General features: G+C 58.5%; 20 protein-coding genes, 1 pseudogene and 1 riboswitch. Of the genes and pseudogenes, 18 read left to right on the forward strand and 3 right to left on the reverse strand.

Translation table 11 applies throughout. The features are described from left to right. The first annotated feature begins 50 nt into the window (after nt 1-50). The 14 genes from cobD to ABIE48_RS02020 all read left to right on the forward strand — a co-directional run bounded on the left by cobD (nt 51) and on the right by ABIE48_RS02020 (nt 15,848). Nucleotides 51-1,145, forward strand: coding sequence for a threonine-phosphate decarboxylase CobD (gene cobD, locus ABIE48_RS01955; RefSeq protein WP_192716315.1), 1,095 nt, complete (start codon nt 51-53; stop codon nt 1,143-1,145). A 171-nt stretch (nt 1,146-1,316) separates the two neighbouring features. After that, complete coding sequence (locus ABIE48_RS01960; RefSeq protein ID WP_192716316.1) at nt 1,317-2,039, forward strand: adenosylcobinamide amidohydrolase; 723 nt, start codon at nt 1,317-1,319, stop codon at nt 2,037-2,039. Then, nucleotides 2,036-3,007: an adenosylcobinamide-phosphate synthase CbiB gene (gene cbiB, locus ABIE48_RS01965; protein ID WP_192716317.1), complete on the forward strand. Its 972-nt coding sequence runs from the start codon at nt 2,036-2,038 to the stop codon at nt 3,005-3,007. The genes ABIE48_RS01960 and cbiB overlap by 4 nt, the downstream gene beginning before the upstream one ends. After that, nucleotides 2,995-3,819: a histidine phosphatase family protein gene (locus ABIE48_RS01970; RefSeq protein ID WP_192716318.1), complete on the forward strand. Its 825-nt coding sequence runs from the start codon at nt 2,995-2,997 to the stop codon at nt 3,817-3,819. The genes cbiB and ABIE48_RS01970 overlap by 13 nt, the downstream gene beginning before the upstream one ends. A gap of 282 nt (nt 3,820-4,101) precedes the next feature. Next, a riboswitch (cobalamin riboswitch) is annotated at nt 4,102-4,319 on the forward strand. A 352-nt stretch (nt 4,320-4,671) separates the two neighbouring features. Further along, the gene (locus ABIE48_RS01975) at nt 4,672-5,685 is read left to right on the forward strand and encodes an ABC transporter substrate-binding protein (RefSeq protein WP_145136764.1); all 1,014 of its coding nucleotides are present in this window, start codon (nt 4,672-4,674) and stop codon (nt 5,683-5,685) included. Continuing rightward, nucleotides 5,685-6,731 (forward strand): FecCD family ABC transporter permease, encoded by a 1,047-nt coding sequence (locus tag ABIE48_RS01980; protein ID WP_076173418.1) that lies wholly within the window; start codon nt 5,685-5,687, stop codon nt 6,729-6,731. The genes ABIE48_RS01975 and ABIE48_RS01980 overlap by 1 nt, the downstream gene beginning before the upstream one ends. Next, nucleotides 6,728-7,507, forward strand: a complete 780-nt coding sequence (locus tag ABIE48_RS01985; protein ID WP_192716319.1) for an ABC transporter ATP-binding protein — start codon at nt 6,728-6,730, stop codon at nt 7,505-7,507. Before ABIE48_RS01980 ends, ABIE48_RS01985 begins: the two co-directional genes overlap by 4 nt. A 94-nt stretch (nt 7,508-7,601) precedes the next feature. Beyond that, nucleotides 7,602-8,672 carry a nicotinate-nucleotide--dimethylbenzimidazole phosphoribosyltransferase gene (gene cobT / locus ABIE48_RS01990; protein ID WP_192716320.1) on the forward strand — a complete coding sequence of 357 codons (1,071 nt, stop codon included), beginning with the start codon at nt 7,602-7,604 and terminating at the stop codon, nt 8,670-8,672. Next, entirely contained in the window at nt 8,669-9,262 is a 594-nt protein-coding gene (gene cobU, locus ABIE48_RS01995) for a bifunctional adenosylcobinamide kinase/adenosylcobinamide-phosphate guanylyltransferase (RefSeq protein ID WP_260869417.1), read from the forward strand. The genes cobT and cobU overlap by 4 nt, the downstream gene beginning before the upstream one ends. Next, the gene (cobS, locus tag ABIE48_RS02000; protein ID WP_192716322.1) at nt 9,259-10,092 is read left to right on the forward strand and encodes an adenosylcobinamide-GDP ribazoletransferase; all 834 of its coding nucleotides are present in this window, start codon (nt 9,259-9,261) and stop codon (nt 10,090-10,092) included. Before cobU ends, cobS begins: the two co-directional genes overlap by 4 nt. Nucleotides 10,093-10,108: 16 nt before the next feature. Then, the gene (locus tag ABIE48_RS02005) at nt 10,109-11,722 is read left to right on the forward strand and encodes a cobyric acid synthase (RefSeq protein ID WP_192716323.1); all 1,614 of its coding nucleotides are present in this window, start codon (nt 10,109-10,111) and stop codon (nt 11,720-11,722) included. Nucleotides 11,723-11,962: 240 nt separating this feature from the next. Then, nucleotides 11,963-13,357, forward strand: coding sequence for an L-cystine transporter (locus ABIE48_RS02010; protein WP_192716324.1), 1,395 nt, complete (start codon nt 11,963-11,965; stop codon nt 13,355-13,357). A gap of 427 nt (nt 13,358-13,784) precedes the next feature. Then, nucleotides 13,785-14,867: a hypothetical protein gene (locus tag ABIE48_RS02015; protein WP_192716325.1), complete on the forward strand. Its 1,083-nt coding sequence runs from the start codon at nt 13,785-13,787 to the stop codon at nt 14,865-14,867. Nucleotides 14,868-15,164: 297 nt separating this feature from the next. After that, nucleotides 15,165-15,848, forward strand: coding sequence for a queuosine precursor transporter (locus ABIE48_RS02020; protein ID WP_076173410.1), 684 nt, complete (start codon nt 15,165-15,167; stop codon nt 15,846-15,848). A 124-nt stretch (nt 15,849-15,972) separates the two neighbouring features. On the opposite strand, the gene ABIE48_RS02025 is transcribed toward ABIE48_RS02020, so the two are convergent. Further along, nucleotides 15,973-17,064 (reverse strand): M24 family metallopeptidase, encoded by a 1,092-nt coding sequence (locus ABIE48_RS02025; protein WP_192716326.1) that lies wholly within the window; start codon nt 17,062-17,064, stop codon nt 15,973-15,975. A 215-nt stretch (nt 17,065-17,279) separates the two neighbouring features. Next, nucleotides 17,280-18,011: an MBL fold metallo-hydrolase gene (locus tag ABIE48_RS02030; RefSeq protein ID WP_192716327.1), complete on the reverse strand. Its 732-nt coding sequence runs from the start codon at nt 18,009-18,011 to the stop codon at nt 17,280-17,282. Between the two features lie 321 nt (nt 18,012-18,332). Here ABIE48_RS02030 and ABIE48_RS02035 point away from each other — a divergent pair, with 321 nt between their 5' ends. Beyond that, nucleotides 18,333-19,178, forward strand: coding sequence for an SDR family oxidoreductase (locus tag ABIE48_RS02035; protein WP_192716625.1), 846 nt, complete (start codon nt 18,333-18,335; stop codon nt 19,176-19,178). 101 nt (nt 19,179-19,279) lie between these two features. Next, nucleotides 19,280-19,786: a GNAT family N-acetyltransferase gene (locus ABIE48_RS02040; RefSeq protein WP_089545564.1), complete on the forward strand. Its 507-nt coding sequence runs from the start codon at nt 19,280-19,282 to the stop codon at nt 19,784-19,786. A 125-nt stretch (nt 19,787-19,911) separates the two neighbouring features. On the opposite strand, the gene ABIE48_RS02045 is transcribed toward ABIE48_RS02040, so the two are convergent. After that, on the reverse strand, nt 19,912-20,295 hold the full coding sequence (locus ABIE48_RS02045; RefSeq protein WP_084204047.1) for a winged helix-turn-helix transcriptional regulator: 384 nt from the start codon (nt 20,293-20,295) through the stop codon (nt 19,912-19,914). A 150-nt stretch (nt 20,296-20,445) separates the two neighbouring features. On the opposite strand from ABIE48_RS02045, the gene ABIE48_RS02050 reads away from it, so the two are divergent. Both ABIE48_RS02050 and ABIE48_RS02055 read left to right on the forward strand, forming a co-directional pair. Further along, on the forward strand, nt 20,446-22,017 hold the full coding sequence (locus tag ABIE48_RS02050; RefSeq protein ID WP_192716328.1) for a copper amine oxidase N-terminal domain-containing protein: 1,572 nt from the start codon (nt 20,446-20,448) through the stop codon (nt 22,015-22,017). 144 nt (nt 22,018-22,161) lie between these two features. Then, nucleotides 22,162-22,374 (forward strand): annotated as a pseudogene (locus tag ABIE48_RS02055) (tyrosine-type recombinase/integrase); the annotation flags it as partial. Nucleotides 22,375-22,380 lie beyond the last annotated feature (6 nt).

Raw genomic sequence — 22,380 nt, forward strand, 5'->3', positions numbered from 1 at the left:
GGTCATTCGCAAGCGATTCAAGACAGTGAACTGCTGGGGGGAAAATACATATGCTGGAACGATACGGACATGGCGGGGATCTGGAGAGCGCGTCGGAACTGTACGGCGGCGATCCAGCGTCCTTTCTGGATTTCAGCGCCAACATCAATCCGCTGGGTCCGCCGGAAGGCGTCATGGCGAAGCTGGGACAGGCACTGCCTTCCATCCTTCGTTATCCGGATCCGGGACACCGACGCCTGAAAGCGCTGCTGTCCCGCAAACTGGGCGTGGCGCCGGAACATTTAAGCATCGGAAACGGGGCGGCGGAATCGATGGCGCTTCTGCTGCTCGGGCTGGCGCCGTCGAGGGTCGGGATCGTGCAGCCCTGCTTTTCGGAGTACCGGCAGCTGTCGGAGCAGTTCGGTGCCGAGGTGCATGCCGTCTTCGGCAGCCGGGAGCGCGACTGGAGAGCTGAGGTTTCGGACATTGCCGGACTGATGAAAAAGGTGGACCTGCTCTTTCTGGGGCAGCCGAACAATCCGAACGGTGTGCAGTATCCGCTCGAAGAGATTCGGGAATTGGCGGCCGAGGCGGAGCGGACCCGGACCTATTTCGTCGTCGATGAGGCATTCATCGACTTCATCCCGGAAGGGCGGCGGATGACGCTGCTGCCGGAGCTGGAGCGGTTTCCGCGGACGATCCTGGTCCGCTCGATGACGAAGTTTTATGCCATTCCGGGGCTGCGGCTGGGCTATGCGGCCGCGCATCCGGACGTGATCCGGGCGATGACGGGCAAGCAGGTGACGTGGAGCGTCAACGGCTTGGCCCTGCTCGCCGGGGAATTTTGCCTCGAGGGCGGCGAGGCGCATGAGCGCGAGACGCTGGAGCTGATTGCCGCAGAGCGCGCCCGGCTGAGGGCTGGTCTGCGGGATCTGGGCTGCCGCGTGAGCGGCGGCGAAGCCAATTTCCTGCTCGCGGAGCTGCCGGCACCGTGGAGTGCCGGGGAGCTGCAGCGCGAGCTCGGGCTTCGCGGCGTCCTGATCCGCAGCTGCGCCATGTACCCGGGCCTGGGGCCGGGTCATGTCCGGTTTGCGGTGAAGGGAGCGGACGCCAACGCGCGGCTGCTTGCTGTGCTGGGCGACGTGCTCGCCAGCCGGGCTGAATGATCTGCACTGATCTGCACTGATCTGCCCGAAAGGACAGGCTGTACAGGCATAAGCGGCAATGGCTGGTACGGCTGCTATGCAAGAAGGCGCTTGCGCGGGATGTGCACATCCTTTGCGGACCGGATTTTGGAGTCCGCATAAACACAAGATCAATATGGGGGATAAGAAGCGATGACGACACCATTTATGGACGGATTGCAGGATACGTACCATTCCACCGTGTGGCCGGGGCTCGTGCTGACGCGGAAAGAGCGGCATTTGCTGCTTGAGGCTCCAGAGCTGTTGGACTGCCTCGGAAGCTCCATTCACGGAGGCGGCATGAGCAGGCTGCAGCGGGTGACGAATATGTATGTGGACCGGACGTACGACTGCAGCGACCCGGTGCGCGATGCGGAGGAATGGCTCACGGCGTGGGGATACCCGCTGGAGACGACGGCGGGGCTGCTGACGGCGGTCCAGCTGCGCCATGCAGCGGTGCATGAGGAGAAGAACGAGCAGGCCGCGGTGTTCTGCTGCACGACGGCTGGCGTATCCAATGCTGCCCGTGCCGGCTCGGAGCGGCGGACGTTCGCGGCCTATACGCCGGGAACGATTAACATCATGCTGGCCATCGACGGCCAGTTGACGAAGGCGGCTATGCTGAACGCCGTCATGACGGCGGTGGAGGCCAAGGCCGCGGCGCTGGCCGACCTGGACGTGCGCGACCCGGACAATGGGCTGATCGCAACAGGGACGACGACGGACGCCGTCGTCCTCGGCGTGAGCCAAAGCGCCGCTTACGCCGGGCTGCACCGCTATGCGGGCACCGCGACTGACCTCGGCGCGATGATTGGACGCGCGGTGTACAGCACGGTGAAGGAAGGCCTGCTGGCGGCCTGGAGCGAGCGGAAATGACCGCAATATGGATCCTTGCCGCGGCTTTTATCATCGATTGGATCATCGGGGATCCGAGGTGGATTCCCCATCCGGTCATCGGCATGGGCAAGGCGATCAAAAAGGTGGAGAATGCCATTCGGGCTAGGGTCACCCGCCCGGCAGGACTCAAAAGAGCGGGGATTCTGCTCCCGGTCATCGTGGCGGGCGGCTCTCTGCTGCTGACATGGCTTGTCCTCAGGGGGCTGCATCAGGTGCATCCGTGGCTGGCCTGGGCGGTGGAGGCGGTGCTCATCGCCACGACGATCGCCGTCAAGGGCCTGAAGGACGCCGGCAAGGAAGTGCTTGTCCATCTGCGGCGCGGCGATCTGCCCGAGGCACGCAAGTCGCTCGGCATGATCGTCGGCCGGGACACGGCCCATCTGGACGAGCCGGAGATCGTCCGCGGCACGGTCGAAACGGTGGCGGAAAATATCGTCGACGCCGTCGTCTCGCCGCTGTTCTACGCCATCATCGGCGGTGCGCCGCTGGCGATGGCCTACCGGGCGGTGAACACGCTCGATTCCATGGTCGGCTACAAGAACGACAAATATTTGCATCTTGGCTGGGCGTCGGCGAGGCTGGATGACATCGCCAACTTCATTCCCGCCCGGATCACCGCGGGCATCCTGGTGCTGTCCGCCTGGCTGCTGCGTCTGGACGCCGCCAGAGCCTGGCGAACCGTGCGCCGGGACGCGCGCCGCCATCCGAGCCCGAACAGCGGCTTCCCCGAATCCGCGGTGGCGGGCGCGCTCGGCATCCGGCTCGGCGGCGAAAACGTGTACCACGGCGTCACCTCGTTCCGGGCTTACATGGGCGAGGCGCTGCGCTCGATGGAGGCGCGCGACATCACGATGACGATCCGGCTGCTTATCACGGTATCGGTCATCTTTATTGTGCTGGGCATCGCCGTGCTGTGGGCGGCAGGGGGCAGCTTATGGACCTCCTAGTGAAACAGGTAAATCTGCTGCTGGTCCGGCACGGCACGACGCGGTGGAACCGGGAGAAGCGTTACCTCGGGCATACGGATATCCCGCTGGATCCGGGCGGCAGGGACGAGCTTGCGCCGCTTGCCCGGGAGCTGGCCGGGAAGGCGTTCCGCGGCGTATACTGCAGCGACCTGGCCCGATGCCGGGAGACACTGGCGATCATCAGTCCGGCGCAAGCAGATACTGCGATGTATGACCCGCGGCTGCGGGAAATGGACTTTGGCGCCTGGGAAGGGCATACCTATGAACAGCTGCAGCACCAGTCCCTTTACCGGCAGTGGATCGATTCGCCGCAGCAGGTGACGCCGCCGGGCGGGGAGTCATGGGCGGATTTTGCCGGAAGGATCGACGGGTTTGTCGGCAGCTTGTTGAAGGACGTGGAAGGGGCATGCAGCAGACCGGCAGAGGCCCAGACCGGCGGCAGGGCGGCCCTTTCCGGATTACAAGGGATCAAGACTGGCGGGGCGGAACTTACCGGATCGCAAAGGACCGAGATTGGTGAGGCGGCACTGCCCGGATCGAAGGGGAGCGATGACAGCGAGGCAGCTCTTTCCCGATCGGAAAGATCGGGAGGCACCGGCCCCGAATCGCCGGTTCCGCCGGGAATGCTGATCGTCGCCCATGGTGGAGTTCTGCGGCAGCTCGCGGTCCGCCTCGTCCCGGGGCTGTCCTTCTGGGACGTTCACGTTCAGCCCGGGAGTTTGCTGTGGATCCGGCTGAGCTTCACTGAAGAAACCGGCAGTTGGAACGGCAAGCTGGTGAATGAAGCTTGAGAGAGGATGCGAGTGAGGTAATGGTCGTCATCGACCGGTCCGAGCTTTTCTGCACTCCGGCAATGGGAAGCGGAGAAAGGGCTCAGGCAGCCTTCATACAAGGACTTGCTCCCCAAATCGTCCGTTCCTCGGGTTTGGACATGCTTTCGGGCCCGCGTCCGGACATGCCCCCGGGCACGCGACCGGACATGCATCCCGGCAAGTGCCGGACACAAAAATTCCATTGTCACCCGCAGGCTTTTCCCCTATAATCAGGACAAAAGAAGCATGGCCAGGATAATTGAATAGGAGTGCTTATGAGGTCCCGGAAGCTGTCTGCCGTATAAGGCGAGCGTTGATCCGGGTGAAAAGGGAAGCCGGTGCAACTCCGGCACGGTCCCGCCACTGTAAACAGGTATGTCCCCAGGAAGCCACTGTTCCGCCGCTACACGGGATGGGAAGGCGGGGATGATTTTACCCAGCCTGTAAGTCAGGAGACCTGCCTCACGAGAGGAAATGACGGTCCTTCGAGGAAAGGATTACGTTTCACGTGCCCTTCATAACGCATGTTCGCCGCGGCTCAAGCAAGCATTAGCTTGACCACTTGACCTAGCAGCATGCTACAAGGCACACCGGTCCATCGCGGCGGCGCCGCGGGATGTTCCGTGCAGACGTAATCCCTGATTCTTGATCGAACAAGAGTCAGGGTTTTTTAGTTGACAAAGAATGGAGCGGCAGACGCCATACACCTGCTAATGGTGAGCAGCGGCGCTACCACTCTTGCATTTCCGTCAGGTTTATTCCGTTTTCGTATACCGGTCAGGCCTCTTTTGTGAAAATTATTCGACAGACAAAGAGGGAGAGAACGAAATCATGAACGTAACGTTGAAACGCTGGTCCACAGGCCTTGCGGCGCTGCTGCTTGCCTTATCGCTGAGCGCCTGCGGCGCCAAGAATGAAGACAGCTCCGCCTCGCAGCAGCCTGCTGCACAAACGGAGCAAAACACGGATAACAGTGCGTCGCAGACAAAGACAGACGAACTGAAAACAACCTATCCGCTGACCATTCAGGATGCGACCGGAGAGTCCTTTACTTTCAAGGAAGCGCCGAAGCATATTATCTCGGTATCTCCTGCAGAGACGGAGGCGCTCTTCGCGATTGGTCTGGACAGCGAGATCGTTGGGGTGTCCGATTATGACGATTATCCGGAAGCAGCCAAGTCCAAGGCGAAAATGGGCGGCATTACGAAACCGAACGAGGAAGCGATCATTGCGGCCCAGCCGGACATCGTATTCACGGGCATTTCGATGAGTGAGGAAGCGGTGAAGAAGCTGCGCGACCTCGGCATTCAAATTTTCAAGACCGATCCGAAGACAGTCGATGACGTCATCAAAAATATCGAAACTTACGGCCTCATCACCGATCATCAGGCGGAAGCCAAAGCGGTGGTCGACAAGATGAAGCAGGAGGAAAACGAGGTTACCGAAGCGGTCAAATCGCTGACGCCGGAGCAGAAGAAAAAGGTATACATCGAATTTTCCCCGGGCTGGACGGTTGGCAAGGGTGAGTTCATGGATGAGCTGATCACCCTGGCCGGCGGCGTGAACGTGGCGGCAGACACCGAGGGCTGGAGTGAAATCAGCGAAGAGAAAATCATCAAGGACAATCCGGACGTGATTTTGTATGCCAACAGCGTCATCGACGAGAAGACGAAGAAAAGCCTTGGCGACATCATTAAAGGCCGAAGCGGCTGGGACCAGATTACAGCCGTGAAGAACGATGCGGTCATCGGTCTTGACGACAATCTGCTGAGCCGTCCTGGCCCGCGCGTCACGCAGGGCTTGAAGGAAGTGGCGAAAGCCATTTATCCGGACCTGTTTAAATAATGAGCAAAAAGCTGGCAGGCTATGGAGGAATTGGCATCGTCCTGCTCGTCCTGACCCTGCTGATCTGTCTGGGGATCGGCTCGGTCGCGCTGCCGATCCGGGACATCGCCCTCATTCTGCTGCACCGGATTCCATGGATCGGGAGCCATATCGACCCGACGTGGAACGCATCGTTTGAGCAGATCATTGTGAAGGTTCGGCTGCCGCGGATTCTGCTGGGCATGCTGGTCGGCGCGGCTCTGGCCGTGGCCGGCTCGGGGTTTCAGGGCGTGCTGCGCAACCCACTAGCCGATCCGTTTACGCTCGGGGTTTCCTCGGGGTCGGCGGTAGGCGCGTCGTTCCTGATCTTTTTCGGGCTGCAGTATTCGTTTTTCGGCGGCTGGACGCTGCCTGCGGTCGCTTTCGTGACCGGAATGCTGACGCTGTGGATGGTCATCGCGTTGGCCAGGGAGAGCGGAAAAATTCCGACGAACAGTCTGATTCTGTCCGGCGTGGTGATGCAGTCCTTTCTCGGAGCGGTCGTATCCTTCCTTTCGGCGATGTCGAACCGGACGATCAATGAAATTATATATTGGACAATGGGCAGCCTCAGCCTGCGTGGATGGTCGTATACGGCCATCCTTTTGCCGTATTTTCTGGTGGGATTTGCGGTGGTCTGGAGCCGGGCCCGCGCGCTGAATCTATTGTCCTTAGGTGAGCGGCAGGCGGCCCATATGGGGATGAACGTGGACCGCGTGAAGCTGGGGGTGCTGCTCGTCAGCACGCTGCTCACGGCTGCCGCGGTGTCGGTTGCGGGCATTATCGGGTTCGTCGGACTCGTCATTCCGCATGTGATCCGGCTGATCACCGGTCCCGATTACCGGTTGATCGTGCCGCTGTCGGCCATCGGCGGAGCTGTCTTTATGGTCTGGGCCGACACGATCGCCCGCTCCCTGCTGGCGCCGACCGAGATTCCGCTCGGTGTGGTGACGGCCTTCGTAGGCGCTCCGTTTTTTGCCTATTTGCTGTACCGGAACAAAAAGCAGCGGAAGGGGAGATGGACATGATCGAGATCAGGGAAGCAGGGAAACAGTATGGCGGCATCACAGCTCTCTATGGCCTCAACTGGTCGGTCCAGGAAGGCGAATGGTGGGGGATTATCGGGCCGAACGGCAGCGGCAAGTCGACGCTGCTGCAGCTGGTTTCCGGCGTGGAAAAGGCCAGCAGCGGCGAGGTGCTGATTCACGGTAAACCTGCCTCTGCCTATAACCGGAAAATCCTTTCCCGCATGATGGCCGTTCTCCAGCAGGACGGCCTTCCTCCTGTTCATTATCCGGTCAGGGAAGTGCTGGAGATGGGACGATATCCATATCAGGACTGGCTCGGACGGGACGAGGGCGGCGATCCTGACGCCCTGATTGAGGGCATTATGGATAAGCTGCAGCTGCACGAACTTGCCGACCGCCCCTTGGATGAGCTGAGCGGCGGGCAGCGCCAGCGCGTCGCCCTTGGCAAAGTGATGGCGCAGGAGCCGCAGATTCTGCTGCTTGACGAGCCGACGACGTACCTGGACATCCGTTACCAGCACCAGTTCATGGAACTGGTGGCGCAGTGGCGGAAGGAAGAAGGCATCACGGTCGTCGCCGTCCTGCATGATTTGAACCTGGCGGCGCAGTTTTGTGATAAACTGCTGGTATTAAGGGACGGGCAGGCGGTCGGAATGGGAACGCCGGAAGACATGCTGACCGAGGAAACGATCCGTCTGGTGTACGGCATTGAGCCGGTCATCGTTCCCCATCCGGTCAGCGGTATTCCGCAGGTTTTGGTGACCAGGCAGCGGTAGGATTAAAGCAGCCCGGAGAACGAGTGCGGAAAGTAGGCGGGCCGTGAGTTGATCGGTTTGAAGGCAGTTTTACGAGAGAGGGAGTAGATGCAAGATGAACGAACTTTTGAAGCAGTACGTGGAGCGGATTCAGCCCCTGGATGAGCCGGCGTCGAAGGAGGCGGCAGCCCATATCGCCTACCTGACGGTGCCGCCGGGCAGCCTCGGCAAGCTGGAGTCGCTGGCAATCCGCCTGGCCGGCATAACCGGAGAGACGAAGCCGCTGTTCGAGCGCAAAGAGGTTATCATTATGGCCGCGGACCATGGGGTGTGCGAGGAAGGCGTCAGCGCCTTCCCGCAGGAAGTGACGCCGCAGATGATCCTCAATTTTCTCGCCGGAGGCGCGGCGGTCAACGTGCTGTCCCGGCAGGCCGGTGCGGACATCGTCTGCGTCGACATCGGGGTGAAGAGCGACCTTGCCCATCCGCAGCTGGTGTCCCGCAAGGTGCGGTACGGGACGGCCAATATGGCCAAGGGACCGGCGATGACCCGCGAGGAAGCTGAGCAGTCGATCCTGACCGGCATCGCCGTCGTCGGGGAAGCGGTGGCGCAAGGCGTCCGCATCTTCGTTACCGGCGAAATGGGCATCGGCAACACGACGGCCAGCTCGGCCGTCATGTGCGCTCTAACCGGCACACCGGTCAAGGAAGCGGCTGGACGCGGGACAGGCCTGACCGACGAGCGCCTGCTTCATAAGATCGGCGTCATCGAGAAGGCGCTCGTCGTTAACGCGCCGGACGCGGCCGACCCGATCGGTGTGCTCGCCAAGGTCGGCGGGCTCGAAATCGGCGGCCTGGCCGGCGTCATCCTCGGCGCGGCCGCCCATCGATGTCCCGTGGTCATCGACGGGTTTATTTCGAGCGCCGCCGCTCTGCTGGCGCGGGCAATCTGTCCGCTGGCCGCGGAATACATGATCGCGTCCCACGCCTCGCATGAGCAGGGGCACCGCCTGCTGCTGCAGGAGCTCGGGCTGGCGCCGATGCTCGATCTGGACATGCGCATCGGCGAAGGCACCGGCGGCGTGCTCGGTCTGACGCTGGTGGACGCCGCATGCCGCATCGTGCGCGAGATGGCCACCTTCGAAAGCGCCGGCATCTCCGGCGGCGAGGCGGTGACGTCCGAGTGAGCGTACTCGTAACGGGCGGCGCCCGCAGCGGCAAGAGCTCCTTTGCGGAGCGCTGGATGATGGCCCGCGCCGGGCAGGCGGTGTATGTGGCGACGGCGCAGGCCTTTGACCGGGAGATGGAGGAGCGGATCGCCCTCCATCGGCAGCAGCGCACCGAAGCGGCGTATCCCTGGGAGACCCGGGAGGAGCCGCTGCGGCTGGCGGAGCTGCTGCAGGCGCTGCGCACAGGGCAGGTTGATCCTGCTGGCGCAGCTTCATCCGCGGAAGATCGCGCGCCGGCCGTCCTGGTGGACTGCCTGACCTTGTGGCTGTCCAACACACTCCTGGCCCTGGAGGGCGAGGAGGATATGGAGCCACGCCTCATGGAGGCCATCAACCAACTCGTGGAGCAGATTCAGGCGTATCCCGCTCCGCTGGTGCTGGTCACCAATGAGGTCGGCGACGGCATCGTGCCGGAATACCGGCTGGGCCGGGTGTTCCGCGATTACGCGGGCATCTTGAACCGCAAGGTAGCGGCCGTCAGCGACCAGGTCTTTCTGGTAACGGCCGGCATTCCGATCGAGCTCAAGAGCAGGGAGTACCACCTATGAAAATGAACGTTCAGGCGGCTGCGGCCGCTTTTCAATTTCTGACCCGTTTTCCGGTCAAAATGACCCTGGATTATACGCCGGAGCTGTTTCGGCGGAGCACGCGCTTCTATCCGCTGGTCGGACTGGCGGTCGGCTTGACCGTCTGGATCGGCGGAGCGGCCGCTTCGTATCTGCTTCCGCCGCTTCCTGTCTCCGTGCTCATGCTGATCCTGTGGGTCGGCTTGACCGGGGGCCTGCATCTCGACGGCTGGATGGACACGGCGGACGGCTTACTCAGCTACCGCTCGCGGGAGCGGATGCTGGAGATCATGAAGGACAGCCGGGTCGGAGCCATGGGCGTCATGGCTTGCGTGCTGCTCCTGCTGCTGAAGGCATCGCTGATTTACTCGCTGCTGCTCGGCGGCCTCCCGCCGCTGCTTCTGCTGCTGCCGCCGGTATGGAGCCGCTGGTTCATGGTCCATGCGATGGCTTCCTGGCCGATGGCGCGGGGCAAAGAGGGACTGGCGGGCAGTTATTTCAACGGCATGACCCGGAAGCAGAGCATGGAGTCCTTCCTGCTGGCGGCAGGGCTCACCCTGATCGCGGCGCTGCTGTCTCCGCTGCTTCCCTACGGACCTGCCGGGATCTGGAATTATAGAGGCATCACCTGGCTTCATGCCGGATTAGCCTGGCTGCTGCTTCCTTTGGCGGCATGGGCTGCCGGATGGTGGGCAGGGCGGCGGATGAAAGCCAAGCTTGGCGGCTTAACGGGCGACACCTACGGCGCGCTGAACGAGGGCATTGAGACTGTGCTTCTGCTCGTGCTGACCATACTCATCTACCGTTTTTGACTAGGAGGCAGACGCGATGGAATTAACCGATACAACACGGAAGAACGGCTCACCGGGAGCCGTGCTGATGCTGCAGGGAACGGCTTCTGACGTCGGCAAAAGCGTCGTGACCGCGGCGCTCTGCCGTATCTTCGTGCAGGACGGATACCGCACGGCACCGTTCAAGTCGCAAAATATGGCGCTGAATTCCTACGTGACCGCGGACGGCAAGGAAATCGGACGGGCGCAGGGGATGCAGGCCGAAGCTTGCGGGATCGAGGCGACCACCGATATGAACCCGATCCTGATCAAGCCGACGGGCGATATGCATTCGCAGATCGTCGTTCACGGGCGCCCGCTGGCACACATGAGCGCGACCGATTACCGCAGCCGCTTTCTGCCGGAAGCAAAGGACACGGTGCTGGAAGCCCTCGACAGGCTTCGCGGGCAGTACGACATCGTCGTGATGGAAGGTGCAGGCAGCCCGGCCGAGATTAACCTCAAGGACCGGGACATCGTCAATATGAACCTGGCCGGCTGGGCCGATGCGCCCGTGCTGCTCGTTGCGGACATCGACCGGGGCGGCGTGTTCGCGTTCCTGGTGGGTACTTTAGAACTGCTGGAGCCCCACGAACGACAGCGGGTGAAAGGTTTTATCATCAACAAGTTCCGGGGGGACTTGTCCCTGCTGCAGCCGGGGCTGGACTGGCTGGAGGAGCGGACCGGCATTCCGGTGCTGGGCGTGCTTCCGTACATCCCGGACATCCGCATTGAGGCCGAGGATTCCGTCGTGCTGGATGAGCTGACCGCCAAAGGGCAGTCCGGCCCGGAAGCGGACATCGACATTGCCGTCATCCGCTATCCGCGCATTTCCAACTTCACCGACTTTGACCCGCTGCAGGAGGAAAGGGATGTCCGGGTCCGCTTTATTACCAAGGCCGCCGATCTCGGTCATCCGGATGTGATCATCCTGCCGGGGACGAAGGATACGATCGGGGACCTGCAGTATCTCCGCAGCCAGGGCTTCGATCTGGCGATCGCCGCAGCCGTCGAATCGGGCGATGCGCAGCTGGCCGGCATCTGCGGAGGGTACCAGATGCTCGGCAAAATGCTGCATGATCCGGACGCCGCCGATGGTGGCGTGGCCCGGGAGGAGGAGGGACTCGGCTATTTGCCGGTCGCGACGACGTTTGCGAAGGAGAAGCGCACGGTCCGGGTGACCGGCCGGGTTGCGGACCATTCCCCTCTGCTGCTGTCCGCGGAGAGCCGAGGCCTGCTGGCCGCCGGCGAACCGATTTTCGTCGAAGGATACGAAATCCATATGGGGCAGAGCCGCAGCCTGAAAGGAGAGCAGATGGCCCCGGTGTTTAAGCTGGGGCCGGACGGAGAGCAGCCGGCAGCTGAAGGCTGGGGGACGCTGGACGGGCGGATCTGGGGCACCTATCTGCACGGGGTGTTTCATAACGACCGGCTTCGGCGTTTATGGCTTGACCGGATCCGGGAGAGCAAAGGGCTCCGCCCGGTGAAGGAGACTTTCTCCGCATCGGGGCTGAAAGAGCAGGAGTTTGACCGGGTTGCGTCGCTCGTCAGAGAGCATCTCGATCTGGAGCAGGTGTATCAAATCATGGGAATATCCGCCAAGACGGTATAGTTTTGAGCAGGATGCGGGTAATAAATAGAAGTCATTCCGAAGTACACTTGGCGAATGGCTTCTTTTTTCTTTTTTTACAGCAAATTCTAACATGAAATTAACCCTACCCAAATAGTATGAATTATGCTACACTAAAGTCCAGTTTCACAGATTGCCCAAAAAAGCAAGCGACCTGCCCGCGGGCAAGCCGCAGGGACAGGCGTTAACATTATTGTTATAAGAGGGGAGAACGAAAGAGAGATGGACACACTTTGGACTGTGGTGAACGTCGTTGTGATGCTCATCCTGATCAGCCTGTTGATCTGGATGCAGAAGAAGCACGTATCGTTCACGAAACGCGTATTTACCGGCCTTGCGCTCGGTATTATTTTCGGATTTATCCTTCAATGGGCCTTCGGCACGCAATCGGAGGTCGTCAGCAAGTCTACCGACTGGTTCAGCCTTGTCGGCAGCGGCTATGTCGGCTTGTTACAAATGGTCGTCATCCCGCTGATCATGGTTTCGATCATTTCGGCGATCATGAACCTGAAGGGCAGACAGAACCTCGGCAAAATGAGCGGCTCGATCATCGCTGTTCTGCTCATCACCGTAGCGATTGCAGCTTCGGTAAGTATCGTAACCAGCTTGTCCTTTAACCTGAAGGCGATTGAGATTCAAGCGGGAGACCGCGAACAAGCGCAAGGTCAGAAGCTGGAAGAAAAAGTGGGAGACGTGAAGGACAAATCGATCCCGCAGCAGGTGCTGGAATTCATTCCAACCAATCCGTTCGCGGATATGACCGGAGCACGCCGCTCCTCGACGCTGGCTGTCGTTATTTTCTCGGCCTTTATCGGAGTTGCCGTTCTCGGCATTGACCGTAAAAAACCGGAGCAGGCGGCTACCTTCCGCAAAATGGTCGAAGCGGTCTATGCGGTGGTCCTGCGAATCGTTACACTGGTGCTCAGGCTGACGCCATACGGCATCCTGGCCTTGATCACGAAGACGACCGCTACCACGAATATCGATGAGATTTTGAAGCTGGCCAAGTTTGTCGGCGCTTCGTATGTGGCCCTGATCGTCATGTTTATCATTCATCTGATTCTGATTACGCTGTTCGGGTTCAACCCGATCCAATACGTACGCAAAGTATTTCCGACGCTCGTCTTCGCATTCACTTCCCGTTCCAGTGCGGCAACCATCCCGCTGAACGTGGAAACCCAGACGAAGAAGCTTGGAGTATCGGAAGGGATTGCCAACCTGTCGGCAACCTTCGGTGCCACAATCGGCCAGAACGGCTGCGCCGGTATTTATCCGGCGATGCTGGCGGTGATGATCGCACCGACGGTCGGCATCGATCCGACAAGCTGGGATTTCATTATTAAACTGATTCTGATCGTAACCATCAGCTCCTTCGGGGTTGCCGGCGTCGGCGGCGGTGCCACCTTCGCATCCCTGATCGTGCTGTCCACGATGAACCTGCCGGTGGCGCTCGCCGGTCTCCTGATCTCGGTTGAACCGCTGATCGACATGGGACGCACGGCGCTGAACGTCAACGACTCGATCACGGCCGGTCTGATCTCGAGCAAAATTTTGAAAGAGAACGACCAGGATACGTTTAACAACAATCATGTCGAGCTTGACTCGGCGCATGCGTAAGCTTGCGGACGCGTCCGAAGAAACCAAAGCCTTTGCGGGCTTTGGTTTCTTTTTTTTGATATGAGAAAGTATGAGCTTAAGAGGCGCGGCATTTTTAGATTGCAATAAATATCTAGACCATTCGACGTTATTTTCTGCGACCAAAGGACTGGCTGGCGAACCCAAGCGAACTGTCCTCAGGGCGGGGAGGGGCCGCGGAGAAAGGATACGTGCCGCAGCAAGGCTTAACAGCGCTGAGATGTTTGAGAGCCCCGGACCATCGGGCAAAATAGATTCGTCACGAAACCATCCCAAGAAATGAGCCTTTGGCCGCAGTCCCCTAAAAAAAGGAAAACACCGCACCTTCGCGAACATGTTAACCATCCGAAATGACATCCCACGATCGCCACCTGGAAGGATACTCTTACAAATTCAGGAGGGAATGAGCATGAAAAAGACGAAATGGCTGCTGAACATCGGCCTGCTGGGCACGCTGCTGCTGTCCGGATCGGCTGCGGCATTTGCGGACGACGCGGAGCTTGTGCCGATTGAGACGCTGAAACCGGCGGTCCCCATGGTGAAACCGGTGCTGACGGGAACGGGCGGATCCCTGATCCTGAGCGACTCTCCGGAATCCCCCAAAGTTGAAGGCGCTTACTACAGGGATGCGGTGACCGGATCGTTCCGCGTATTTTGGCATCATCAAAATATGACCGGCGAGCCGCTGACCGTGGCCGTGGCTGTGACTAACACGTCCGACGAGCCTGTCATGCTGTTCTCGGAGGGGATCGGGCTTGCGACGGATTATTATCCGGATGTCGCCGGTCAGATGGCTTTGGCTGATTTTATGAGCAATCGTGCGGCCCAGAAGAAGGAAGCGATCCTGCAGCCGGGTGAGAGCTATTACTTGACCGCCCTTGCGGAAAATACGCACACCGCCAGCGGCATTGCCAATTTTGCCGCGCATACGCAGGAAGGGCATGGGGATGCGACCGTCACGGTCACGACGCTGGGCTATACAGAGCAGCCGGCCAACCCATTGGACGTACCAATTCTGCCGAAGGATGTGCACGTGCGCGGGACATTCCCTCATGCGGACCGTACCGGTACATTGGACTACAATACGTCGAGCGGCAATTCATTGATCCGCATTTCCTCAGCGGCGAGCGGTCCGTGGAGCGACAGCATGCCAGGTGAGTATGAGGAAGGCTGGAACGCGGTGGACGGCGGAACCGTCATCAACAACGGCAACTATGGGGTCATGTATAACCTCAGCGTGGCCATCAACAACGAAGAGGACGTGAAGCGGGTCATTTCGGTGTACGACAACCCATCCGGCGGCGCTGGCCACTATGTGATCGGCTGGGGCAAGGATCTGCTGCAGTCGCCGTTCGTAAACTATCAGAACGCCTGGAAGTTTACTGAATTTACGGTGAACAAAAAGGGCAAAACGATCGCGGCCGAGCTGAGCCTGACCGGTGGAGCGGCCGGACCGCAGACGCTGTATTTTACCAATTCGGACGTGCAGTAAAGCCGTGCCTTGTGCCTTGTTCAGGATGATGAACGAGTGTGATCCATTTTATATGAGATATTGAAAACACTGCCCATGCCGGCTGCGAACGCCGGAACGTGGGCAGTTTTTGTTTGCAGCAGTGTCTCCCGGTGGTTCCGGAGCCTGCCCAAGACAATTCCAGTCCCAGAAAAAAACATGGCAACTTCCGTTTCCGTGTGATACAGTAGTACATGTTTTGGGTTTGAAAGAATAGACAAAGACCCCAAAACCGCGGTTCGCAACCATCCCGCGTAATCAAAACTAGGAGGAACACGAGTGTACAATTTGTTGTGGGGTATTTTGTTCGTACTTGTTAATTTTTCGCTGTACTTGCTGTGCTACCGTTTATTCGGCAAAAAGGGGCTGTACGCCTGGATCGGGGTCGCGACGGTGATCGCGAACATTCAGGTAACGAAGACGATCGATATTTTCGGCATCGTCCTGACGCTGGGCAACACGATGTACGTCAGTTTGTATATGACCAGTGACCTGCTGAACGAAAAATACGGCCGGAAGGAAGCACAGAAGGCGGTGTGGTTCGGCTTTTTCACGCTGCTGATGACGACGCTGCTGATGCAGATGGCGCTGTTCTTTACGCCGGACGAGAGCGACCTCGCGCAGGAATCGCTGCAGAACATCTTCGGTCTGATGCCGCGCCTGGCGCTGGGAAGCTTGACGGCTTACTTCGTCAGCCAGTTCCTGGACGTGCGCCTGTATGCCTGGCTGCGGAAGCTGTTCGGCGAGCGGAACCAGTTCTGGATCCGCAACAACGGCAGCACGATGATCAGCTCGCTGGTGGACACACTTATTTTCTGCACGATTGCTTTTGCCGGACGTTACGAGCTGTCGGTCTGGATTGAAATTTTCCTGACGACGTATCTGATCAAGTTCGTGCTGACCGCGGTGGGAACGCCGTTTCTATATATCGCCCGCGATTTCAAATTCAAGGACGAGGATTAAGCAGAGCAAACGGCCACTGTATGATTGCCGTTGTTCAATAGATAAGCTGAATGGTTGCAGCACAAAATAAACCGGAAGATCCATCTGTCGATGGGTTCTTCCGGTTTTGCCGTTTCATAAGGCATTAACCGCCGATAACTGTTAATTCTTTCGGATACGAGGTCAGGACTTCAACGCCGTTGTCGGTGACGACGATATCATCTTCGATCCGTACGCCGCCCAGTCCCGGCACGTAGATGCCCGGCTCCACGGTGAAAACCATTCCCGGCTGCGCCAAGTCGGTATTGCCGCCATGCACGGACGGATACTCGTGGACATCCATGCCGAGGCCGTGCCCGAGACGGTGCATGAAGTACTGGCCGTAGCCTGCGTCCTCCGTTACTTGGCGGGCCGCCCGGTCGATGGAAGCCAGCGTCACGCCCGGCTTGATCGCCTGAATGCCCTGCAGGTTGGCTTCCAGCACGGTGTTGTAAATCTTCGTCAACTCCGGCGAAATGTCGCCGACCGCAAACGTTCGGGTGATATCGGAAGCGTAGCCGTTGGCGTAGACGCCCATGTCAAACATGAGCAGGTCGCCGGACTGGATCTTGGTCTGACCTGGCGTGCCGTGAGGGAGCGCCGTCTTCGGTCCGGTCAGCACCATCGTGTCGAACGAAGGACCGTCCGCACCGAGTTTTTTCATTAAATATTCGAGCTCGGCGACGATTTCGATCTCGGTCACACCCGGCTTCACGCGGGAGAGGCCCTGCCGCAGCACTTCTTCAATCAGGTCAATCGCATGCTTCATGCGCTGGATTTCCTCCGGCGTCTTGCTGACGCGCATCGCGCGCAGCAGCGGACCGATATCTTCGTACTGCCCGGCGCCAACCGACTGCTGCAGCTGCTCGTAGCGCGCCACGCTGATTTGTTCCTTTTCGATGCCGAGCGTGCCGATCGTGTTCTTGAACTGCTGCCGAAGCAGGTCGTACGGATTGTCCGTGTCGGCATGCGTGATGATGTTTTTTACCGAAGATGCGGCCTGGGCGGCCTCGGCATCGAGGGCGGGCACGATCAGGAGCGGCTGTTCGCCGCGGGTCAGCAGCAGGCCGAGAAACCGTTCATGCGGGTTGCTGGCAAAACCGGTCAGGTAATAAACATGCTTAGGGTCGGTAACGAGCAGGCTATCGAGGCCGTGTTCGTTCATGGCCTTTTCCAAGGCGGTGATTCGGTTGCTCATGGTTATTCATCCTTTCTTATGTAGAGGGGGCTGGTGAGCAGGCAGTGTCCGTCAATGTTGTTGTCCAATTGCCCGATGGCTCGATTGCTCGTTGATCGAACTGCCCGATCCAGGCTCCCCGTGTCACTTCAATCATATGGTTACGCGGTCTGAAAACTTCCGTTAAACGCGGTCATCTTTAACGCAATAACGCCGATCGCCGATAGACGCATGGGTTACCGGTGACTTTGAATGATCTCCCGGATGCGTTCGTTCGGAGACTTGTCGTACAAGCCGCCGTGGTAGCAGAAGACTCCATCCAGCGGCAGATCGGCCAGCTTGCCCATGCTTTCGATGGCCTGCGCCATATTCGGCGTAAAACCGGGTGCCGGTCCCTGCAGCTCGCCCTCTTGAATGGTCAGCTCGTCAGCTGCGAGCAGCAGCTTTTCTTTGGGAAGGTACAGACAAATATGTCCCGGTGTATGCCCTGGTGTATGGATTACTTGAATGCCGCCGTGCAGCTCCAGCTGATCTCCGTCATGCAGCACCCGGCTGATGGAAATGGAGGAACGCTCGTCGAGAACGTTTTGAATCGCCTCCCGGGCCGCTTCGGGCATTTGGGCGAGACGCTCCGGCGTGACCTTGATCAGCGGCTCTTGTCCGGTGATGACGGGAATATCGTCTTCATGGGCCCAGATCTCGATGCCGGGATTGGCTTCAAGCAGTCGGGATACGTTGCCGATGTGGTCGATGTCCTGGTGCGTGAGGATGACGCGCTTGATATCGTTCAGGGTGAGACCGGCTTCGGAGACTGCTTTCTGGACCTGGTCGAACTGGCCGACATTGCCAGTGTCGACGAGCGTGGCTCCGGTTTCATCCCACAGCAGGACTGGCTGGTAAGCAGGCTGCTCGGCCGTCGGCTGGGCAAACAGCTCAATGGATACGATCTGATGTCCGATTTGCATCATTTCCCGGATAAATCCGGTACACCTCCTATGTTTTTTAATGTGAGAGCATGGGTTGCTTCTATTATAAACCTCTCATCTGCAAAAAGAAAAAGCAGTTCTTGAAAGTGCCTCGAGTCTTGGTGCTGCAAAATGCTGTCCGTTATGGCCCGATCCTGCTGGATGCCACTCTAGTATGAGCCTGCGGAAAAACCGTATATAAGGGCGCTGCCTATGCGGAAAGAAGAGGGGAGGAATTCAGCAGAACCATCTACGCTTTCCCATGCCTGTGTGCTAGTATTTTAGGAAAAAGCAGTACGCGTAAGAGGAGGGATCAGGGTGAGCATGGAGCAAAAAACGGTAGTCGTGACCGGCGCCAACTCCGGTATGGGACTGGCGACGACGGTCGAACTGGCGAAGCAGGGAGCGCACGTTATTATGGTGTGCCGGAGCGAGTCGCGCGGCCAAGCTGCACTGCAGGAGGCTATCCGCCGGAGCGGCTCGGAGGCGATTGAGCTGATGCTGTGCGATTTGGGCGATCTGGCGAGTATCCGCCGCTTTGCTGAGGCGTTCAAGGCGCGTTATCCGGTGCTGGATGTGCTGGTCAACAATGCGGGGGTAGTCATGCTGAAAAGGCAGCTAACCCGCGACGGCTTCGAAATGGACATTGGCGTGAACCACCTGGGCCATTTTCTGCTGACCAACTTGCTGCTGGACCAGCTGACCGCGGCGGAGCAGGGAAGAATCGTGGTCGTTGCATCCGGAGCATATAAGGCCGGCAGCATCCATTTTGACGATCCGTTTTTGTCTCGCAGCTTTAATCCGATCAAGGCGTACGCCCAGTCGAAGCTCGCGAACATTTTGTTTACGGTGGAGCTGGCCGAGCGGCTGCAAGACACCCAGGTCACCGCGAACTGCGTCCATCCCGGCGCTGTCGCGACGCAAATCGGGGTGAACCGCGATACGGGCTTTGGCAAGCGGGTGCTGGCCGCGCTGAAGCCCATGTTCTTGACGCCGGAGCAGGGGGCGGACACCGCCATTTACCTGGCGGCTTCGCCGGAAGTTGCGGGCGTGAGCGGGAAATATTTTTACCGGAAAAAGCAGCAGGCGCTGAAGTCCAAAGCAGCCGACCGGGAGAGTGCAAAACGCTTGTGGGCTTGGAGCGAGCAGATGGTGGGACTGGACAGGTGAGTGCATCGTCAAAAGCTTCCTATAGCGCAGATTCCCGGATTCTTTTACAATAGAAAATAACATGGATTCGTAGACAAGCGGTAGGAGGCTGAACAGGGCAGATGACGACGCAACAACATTACATCATTGAAGACGCCGCGCTGGAGGATTTGCAGGCGGTGGTCGATATTTACAACACGACGGTGGCGGGAAGAATGGTGACCGCGGATCTTGAGCCTGTGACGGTAGAAAGCCGGCTGGCCTGGTTCCATGAGCATAACAGTCATCACCGTCCGCTGTGGGTCATGCGTTCCGAAGGGAAGGTTGTGGCCTGGCTCAGCTTCCAGTCTTTTTATGGGCGGGCAGCCTATAACGCGACGGCGGAGATCAGCATTTATGTGGCGGAAGAGTGCCGTGGTGCGGGCGTCGGCCGGATTTTGCTGGAAAAGGCGCTTGCCGAAGCTCCACGCTTCGGACTGAACCGGCTGGTGGGCTTTGTGTTCGGGCATAACGAACCGAGTCTGAAGCTGCTGCGCCGCTACGGCTTTGAGGATTGGGGCGTGCTGCCGGGCGTGGCCGAGCTGGATGGCGTGGAACGGGATTTGGTCATCGTTGGGCGCAAAGTATAGTAAGCCCGGAGGCAATGACGGCTCATTATCCATAAAAAAGGCAGGAATATCGAAAAGGCGCTCTGCATGCAGCAGGCGCCTTTTGTTGTGTGTGATGATGAGGGCGTTGGTCCAATCCGTACGTATTAAAGGTCCTCGTCGCAGGCAGGCTTCGCTTCGCAGCACTTGGCAGCTTCGGCGGGCGTGGAGTCCGCATTATCAATCGTGACCCATTGCTCGGACCAGAGCTCGATTCCCCGGATGACCGGTTCGAGTGCCATGCCCTTCTCGGTCAGGGAATATTCGATTCGCACCGGCGTTTCCGGAAAAACCTCTCTCCGGACGACACCGTCCTGCTCTAAATCCTTAAGCCGCTCTGACAATAACCGGCCGCTGATCGGCAGGGAGGATTCGATGGTGCAAAAACGCTTCGGGCCGCTCAGCAGCTGATGGATGATCAGGCTGGTCCAGCGCCGGTTGATAATTTCCATCCCTTTTTCCAATTTGGGGCACAAAGGACTTGATTGCATGCTTCTTCACCTCGTTTATGATGTTCATTATATCGTAAATGCCGCGTTAAATATATACGGTTTGAAATGTTCTTTACATTCGGTGTTACCTGCTGGCATACTATATAAAATGGAATTTTTTCCATACATACATAATGGGGAGGTAAACTGATGAAGAAGCGTTTCAAATGGGGATTGGCGCTTGGACTGGCCATCATGCTGATTGTGCTTGCAGGCTGTCAAGCCGTTGGCGGCCTGGACGTCAACAAAGCAGTGCTCAGTACCCTGGATGTCAAATCGTCCGAATCGAAGTCCTCGCTGTCGCTTGAACTGGTGCCTGCGGATAGCGGCCTGACGGCAGAGGATAAGCAGATGATCGACCTGATCAACTCGATCTCGCTCACGATTGACTCGGCTCGTACGCAGGATCCAAACACCGGATCGATTGAAGGCGCCGTGAAGGTTAACGGCAAGCAGATTCCTTTCCACTTGTCCGTAGATAAGGACAACCTGGCCTTGTCTCTTGAAGGCATGACCCAACCTGTCGTGATTCCGCTGAACGGTATGGAAGGCATGGAAGGGCTCACGATGACTGGACTTCAAATGTCCAACGAAAGCGCGTTGAAAATGGTGAAGGATGTCGGCGGCTTCCTGATCAAGCACGCGCCGAACCCGTCCTCGATCGCGCTGTCCTCCGTGACTGACAAAGTGAACGGCGAATCGCTGTCGCTGCAGAAGCTGCACATCGACATTCGCGGGGATGAGCTGGCAGGCCTGGTTAAAGGCTTCCTGACCAGCGTATCCCAGGACAAAGAAGGATTGAAAGAAATGATCGCGGCCGTCTACGACGTCTACTATCCGATCTTTGAATCTACGTTTAGCCAGTCCGGTGAGGACATGGGAGATATGGCTGCAGCGTTCGGCACGCCGGAAAGCGTGCTGAAGGATAAAGACGCGGCGGTGACTTATTTTACCGATGAAGCGCTGAAGGCGCTGAACGAGTTCCTGCCTCAATACGACGACACCGTCAAAGAAATGATGGCAGAACCCGATATGTCGGTGATCCTTGGCAAGGATACCGTGCTCTCGCTGGACTTCTTCCTGGACAGCAAGCTGCAGATCCGCAAGCAGAACATGGACCTGACGATCCAAATTCCGCAGGGTGAAGGCGTGCCTGTGAAGCAGGTTAAAGTTCACTCGCAGTCGGAGACGTGGAACGTCAACCAGCCGGTGACCGTGAATAAGGTCGACACGTCCAAAGGCGTGTGGGAACCAAGCTTGATCGGCGTGACGCCAGGTGAAGTGATCCGTCATCTCGATGCGAAATCCGACCTGTACCGTCTCTTGACGGAAGACGCGAAGATTACGCAAAAGCAGATTTCGCTGACAACGCGCCAAGATGCTGAAGACGACGAAGACTACTGGTACTACCCGGAAGCCATTATCGTGAACAATACGACGATGGTGCCGATCAAGTATGTGGCCGGTCAACTGGATGCTCAGTTAAAATGGAACGGGGCCACGAAGCAGCTGACGATGGTGGATGACCTGAAAGGCACCCAGATCGTCATCAAGGAAGGCTCCAAGCAAGCGACGATCGACGGCAAAGCCGTTACCTTGACCCAGCCGGTGATCAACCGCGACAGCACGCTGTACGTGCCGCTGCGTTTTGTGGCCGACGCCTTCGGCACGAAGGTGAACTGGGATAAGAGCGAGCAGCTGGTGTCGATTGAGCGGGAGTAGATTATATTAATGGGTTTGAAAGCTGGAAAGCTTGAAAAACTCGGATGAAGAATGCGGAACGTATGAGAAGAACTGAAGGCAGCCCTGAGGGGCTGCCTTTTTTAATGGGGATAAGGGACACAGGGGGCGGGTCGACGACTAACAAAAAAATCAAAGAGGCAAGGGAATGGAAAGCCCGCTACGGTGCATACCCTGAGACATTCTTTCGCCACACATCTTCTCGAAGCAGGTACTGATCTCCGATACATTCAAGGATTATTAGGGTATGAAAGCTCCCAAACCACCGAAATCTACACCCATGTCAGCATCAAAGACGTCCGCCGTATACTGAGTCAGCTGGATCGATTATCGAATTGAATAATT

It is taken from the genome of Paenibacillus sp. OAE614 (assembly GCF_040546645.1).
Classification (GTDB): domain Bacteria; phylum Bacillota; class Bacilli; order Paenibacillales; family Paenibacillaceae; genus Paenibacillus_AQ; species Paenibacillus_AQ favisporus.

Bases quoted from the DNA above. Each gene is read 5' to 3' on its own strand.
- cobD (WP_192716315.1), top strand. From the start codon at position 51: ATGCTGGAACGATACGGACATGGCGGGGATCTGGAGAGCGCGTCGGAA.
- ABIE48_RS01960 (WP_192716316.1), top strand. From the start codon at position 1,317: ATGACGACACCATTTATGGACGGATTGCAGGATACGTACCATTCCACC.
- cbiB (WP_192716317.1), top strand. From the start codon at position 2,036: ATGACCGCAATATGGATCCTTGCCGCGGCTTTTATCATCGATTGGATC.
- ABIE48_RS01970 (WP_192716318.1), top strand. From the start codon at position 2,995: ATGGACCTCCTAGTGAAACAGGTAAATCTGCTGCTGGTCCGGCACGGC.
- ABIE48_RS01975 (WP_145136764.1), top strand. From the start codon at position 4,672: ATGAACGTAACGTTGAAACGCTGGTCCACAGGCCTTGCGGCGCTGCTG.
- ABIE48_RS01980 (WP_076173418.1), top strand. From the start codon at position 5,685: ATGAGCAAAAAGCTGGCAGGCTATGGAGGAATTGGCATCGTCCTGCTC.
- ABIE48_RS01985 (WP_192716319.1), top strand. From the start codon at position 6,728: ATGATCGAGATCAGGGAAGCAGGGAAACAGTATGGCGGCATCACAGCT.
- cobT (WP_192716320.1), top strand. From the start codon at position 7,602: ATGAACGAACTTTTGAAGCAGTACGTGGAGCGGATTCAGCCCCTGGAT.
- cobS (WP_192716322.1), top strand. From the start codon at position 9,259: ATGAAAATGAACGTTCAGGCGGCTGCGGCCGCTTTTCAATTTCTGACC.
- ABIE48_RS02005 (WP_192716323.1), top strand. From the start codon at position 10,109: ATGGAATTAACCGATACAACACGGAAGAACGGCTCACCGGGAGCCGTG.
- ABIE48_RS02010 (WP_192716324.1), top strand. From the start codon at position 11,963: ATGGACACACTTTGGACTGTGGTGAACGTCGTTGTGATGCTCATCCTG.
- ABIE48_RS02015 (WP_192716325.1), top strand. From the start codon at position 13,785: ATGAAAAAGACGAAATGGCTGCTGAACATCGGCCTGCTGGGCACGCTG.
- ABIE48_RS02025 (WP_192716326.1), bottom strand. From the start codon at position 17,064: ATGAGCAACCGAATCACCGCCTTGGAAAAGGCCATGAACGAACACGGC.
- ABIE48_RS02030 (WP_192716327.1), bottom strand. From the start codon at position 18,011: ATGATGCAAATCGGACATCAGATCGTATCCATTGAGCTGTTTGCCCAG.
- ABIE48_RS02035 (WP_192716625.1), top strand. From the start codon at position 18,333: ATGGAGCAAAAAACGGTAGTCGTGACCGGCGCCAACTCCGGTATGGGA.
- ABIE48_RS02040 (WP_089545564.1), top strand. From the start codon at position 19,280: ATGACGACGCAACAACATTACATCATTGAAGACGCCGCGCTGGAGGAT.
- ABIE48_RS02045 (WP_084204047.1), bottom strand. From the start codon at position 20,295: ATGCAATCAAGTCCTTTGTGCCCCAAATTGGAAAAAGGGATGGAAATT.
- ABIE48_RS02050 (WP_192716328.1), top strand. From the start codon at position 20,446: ATGAAGAAGCGTTTCAAATGGGGATTGGCGCTTGGACTGGCCATCATG.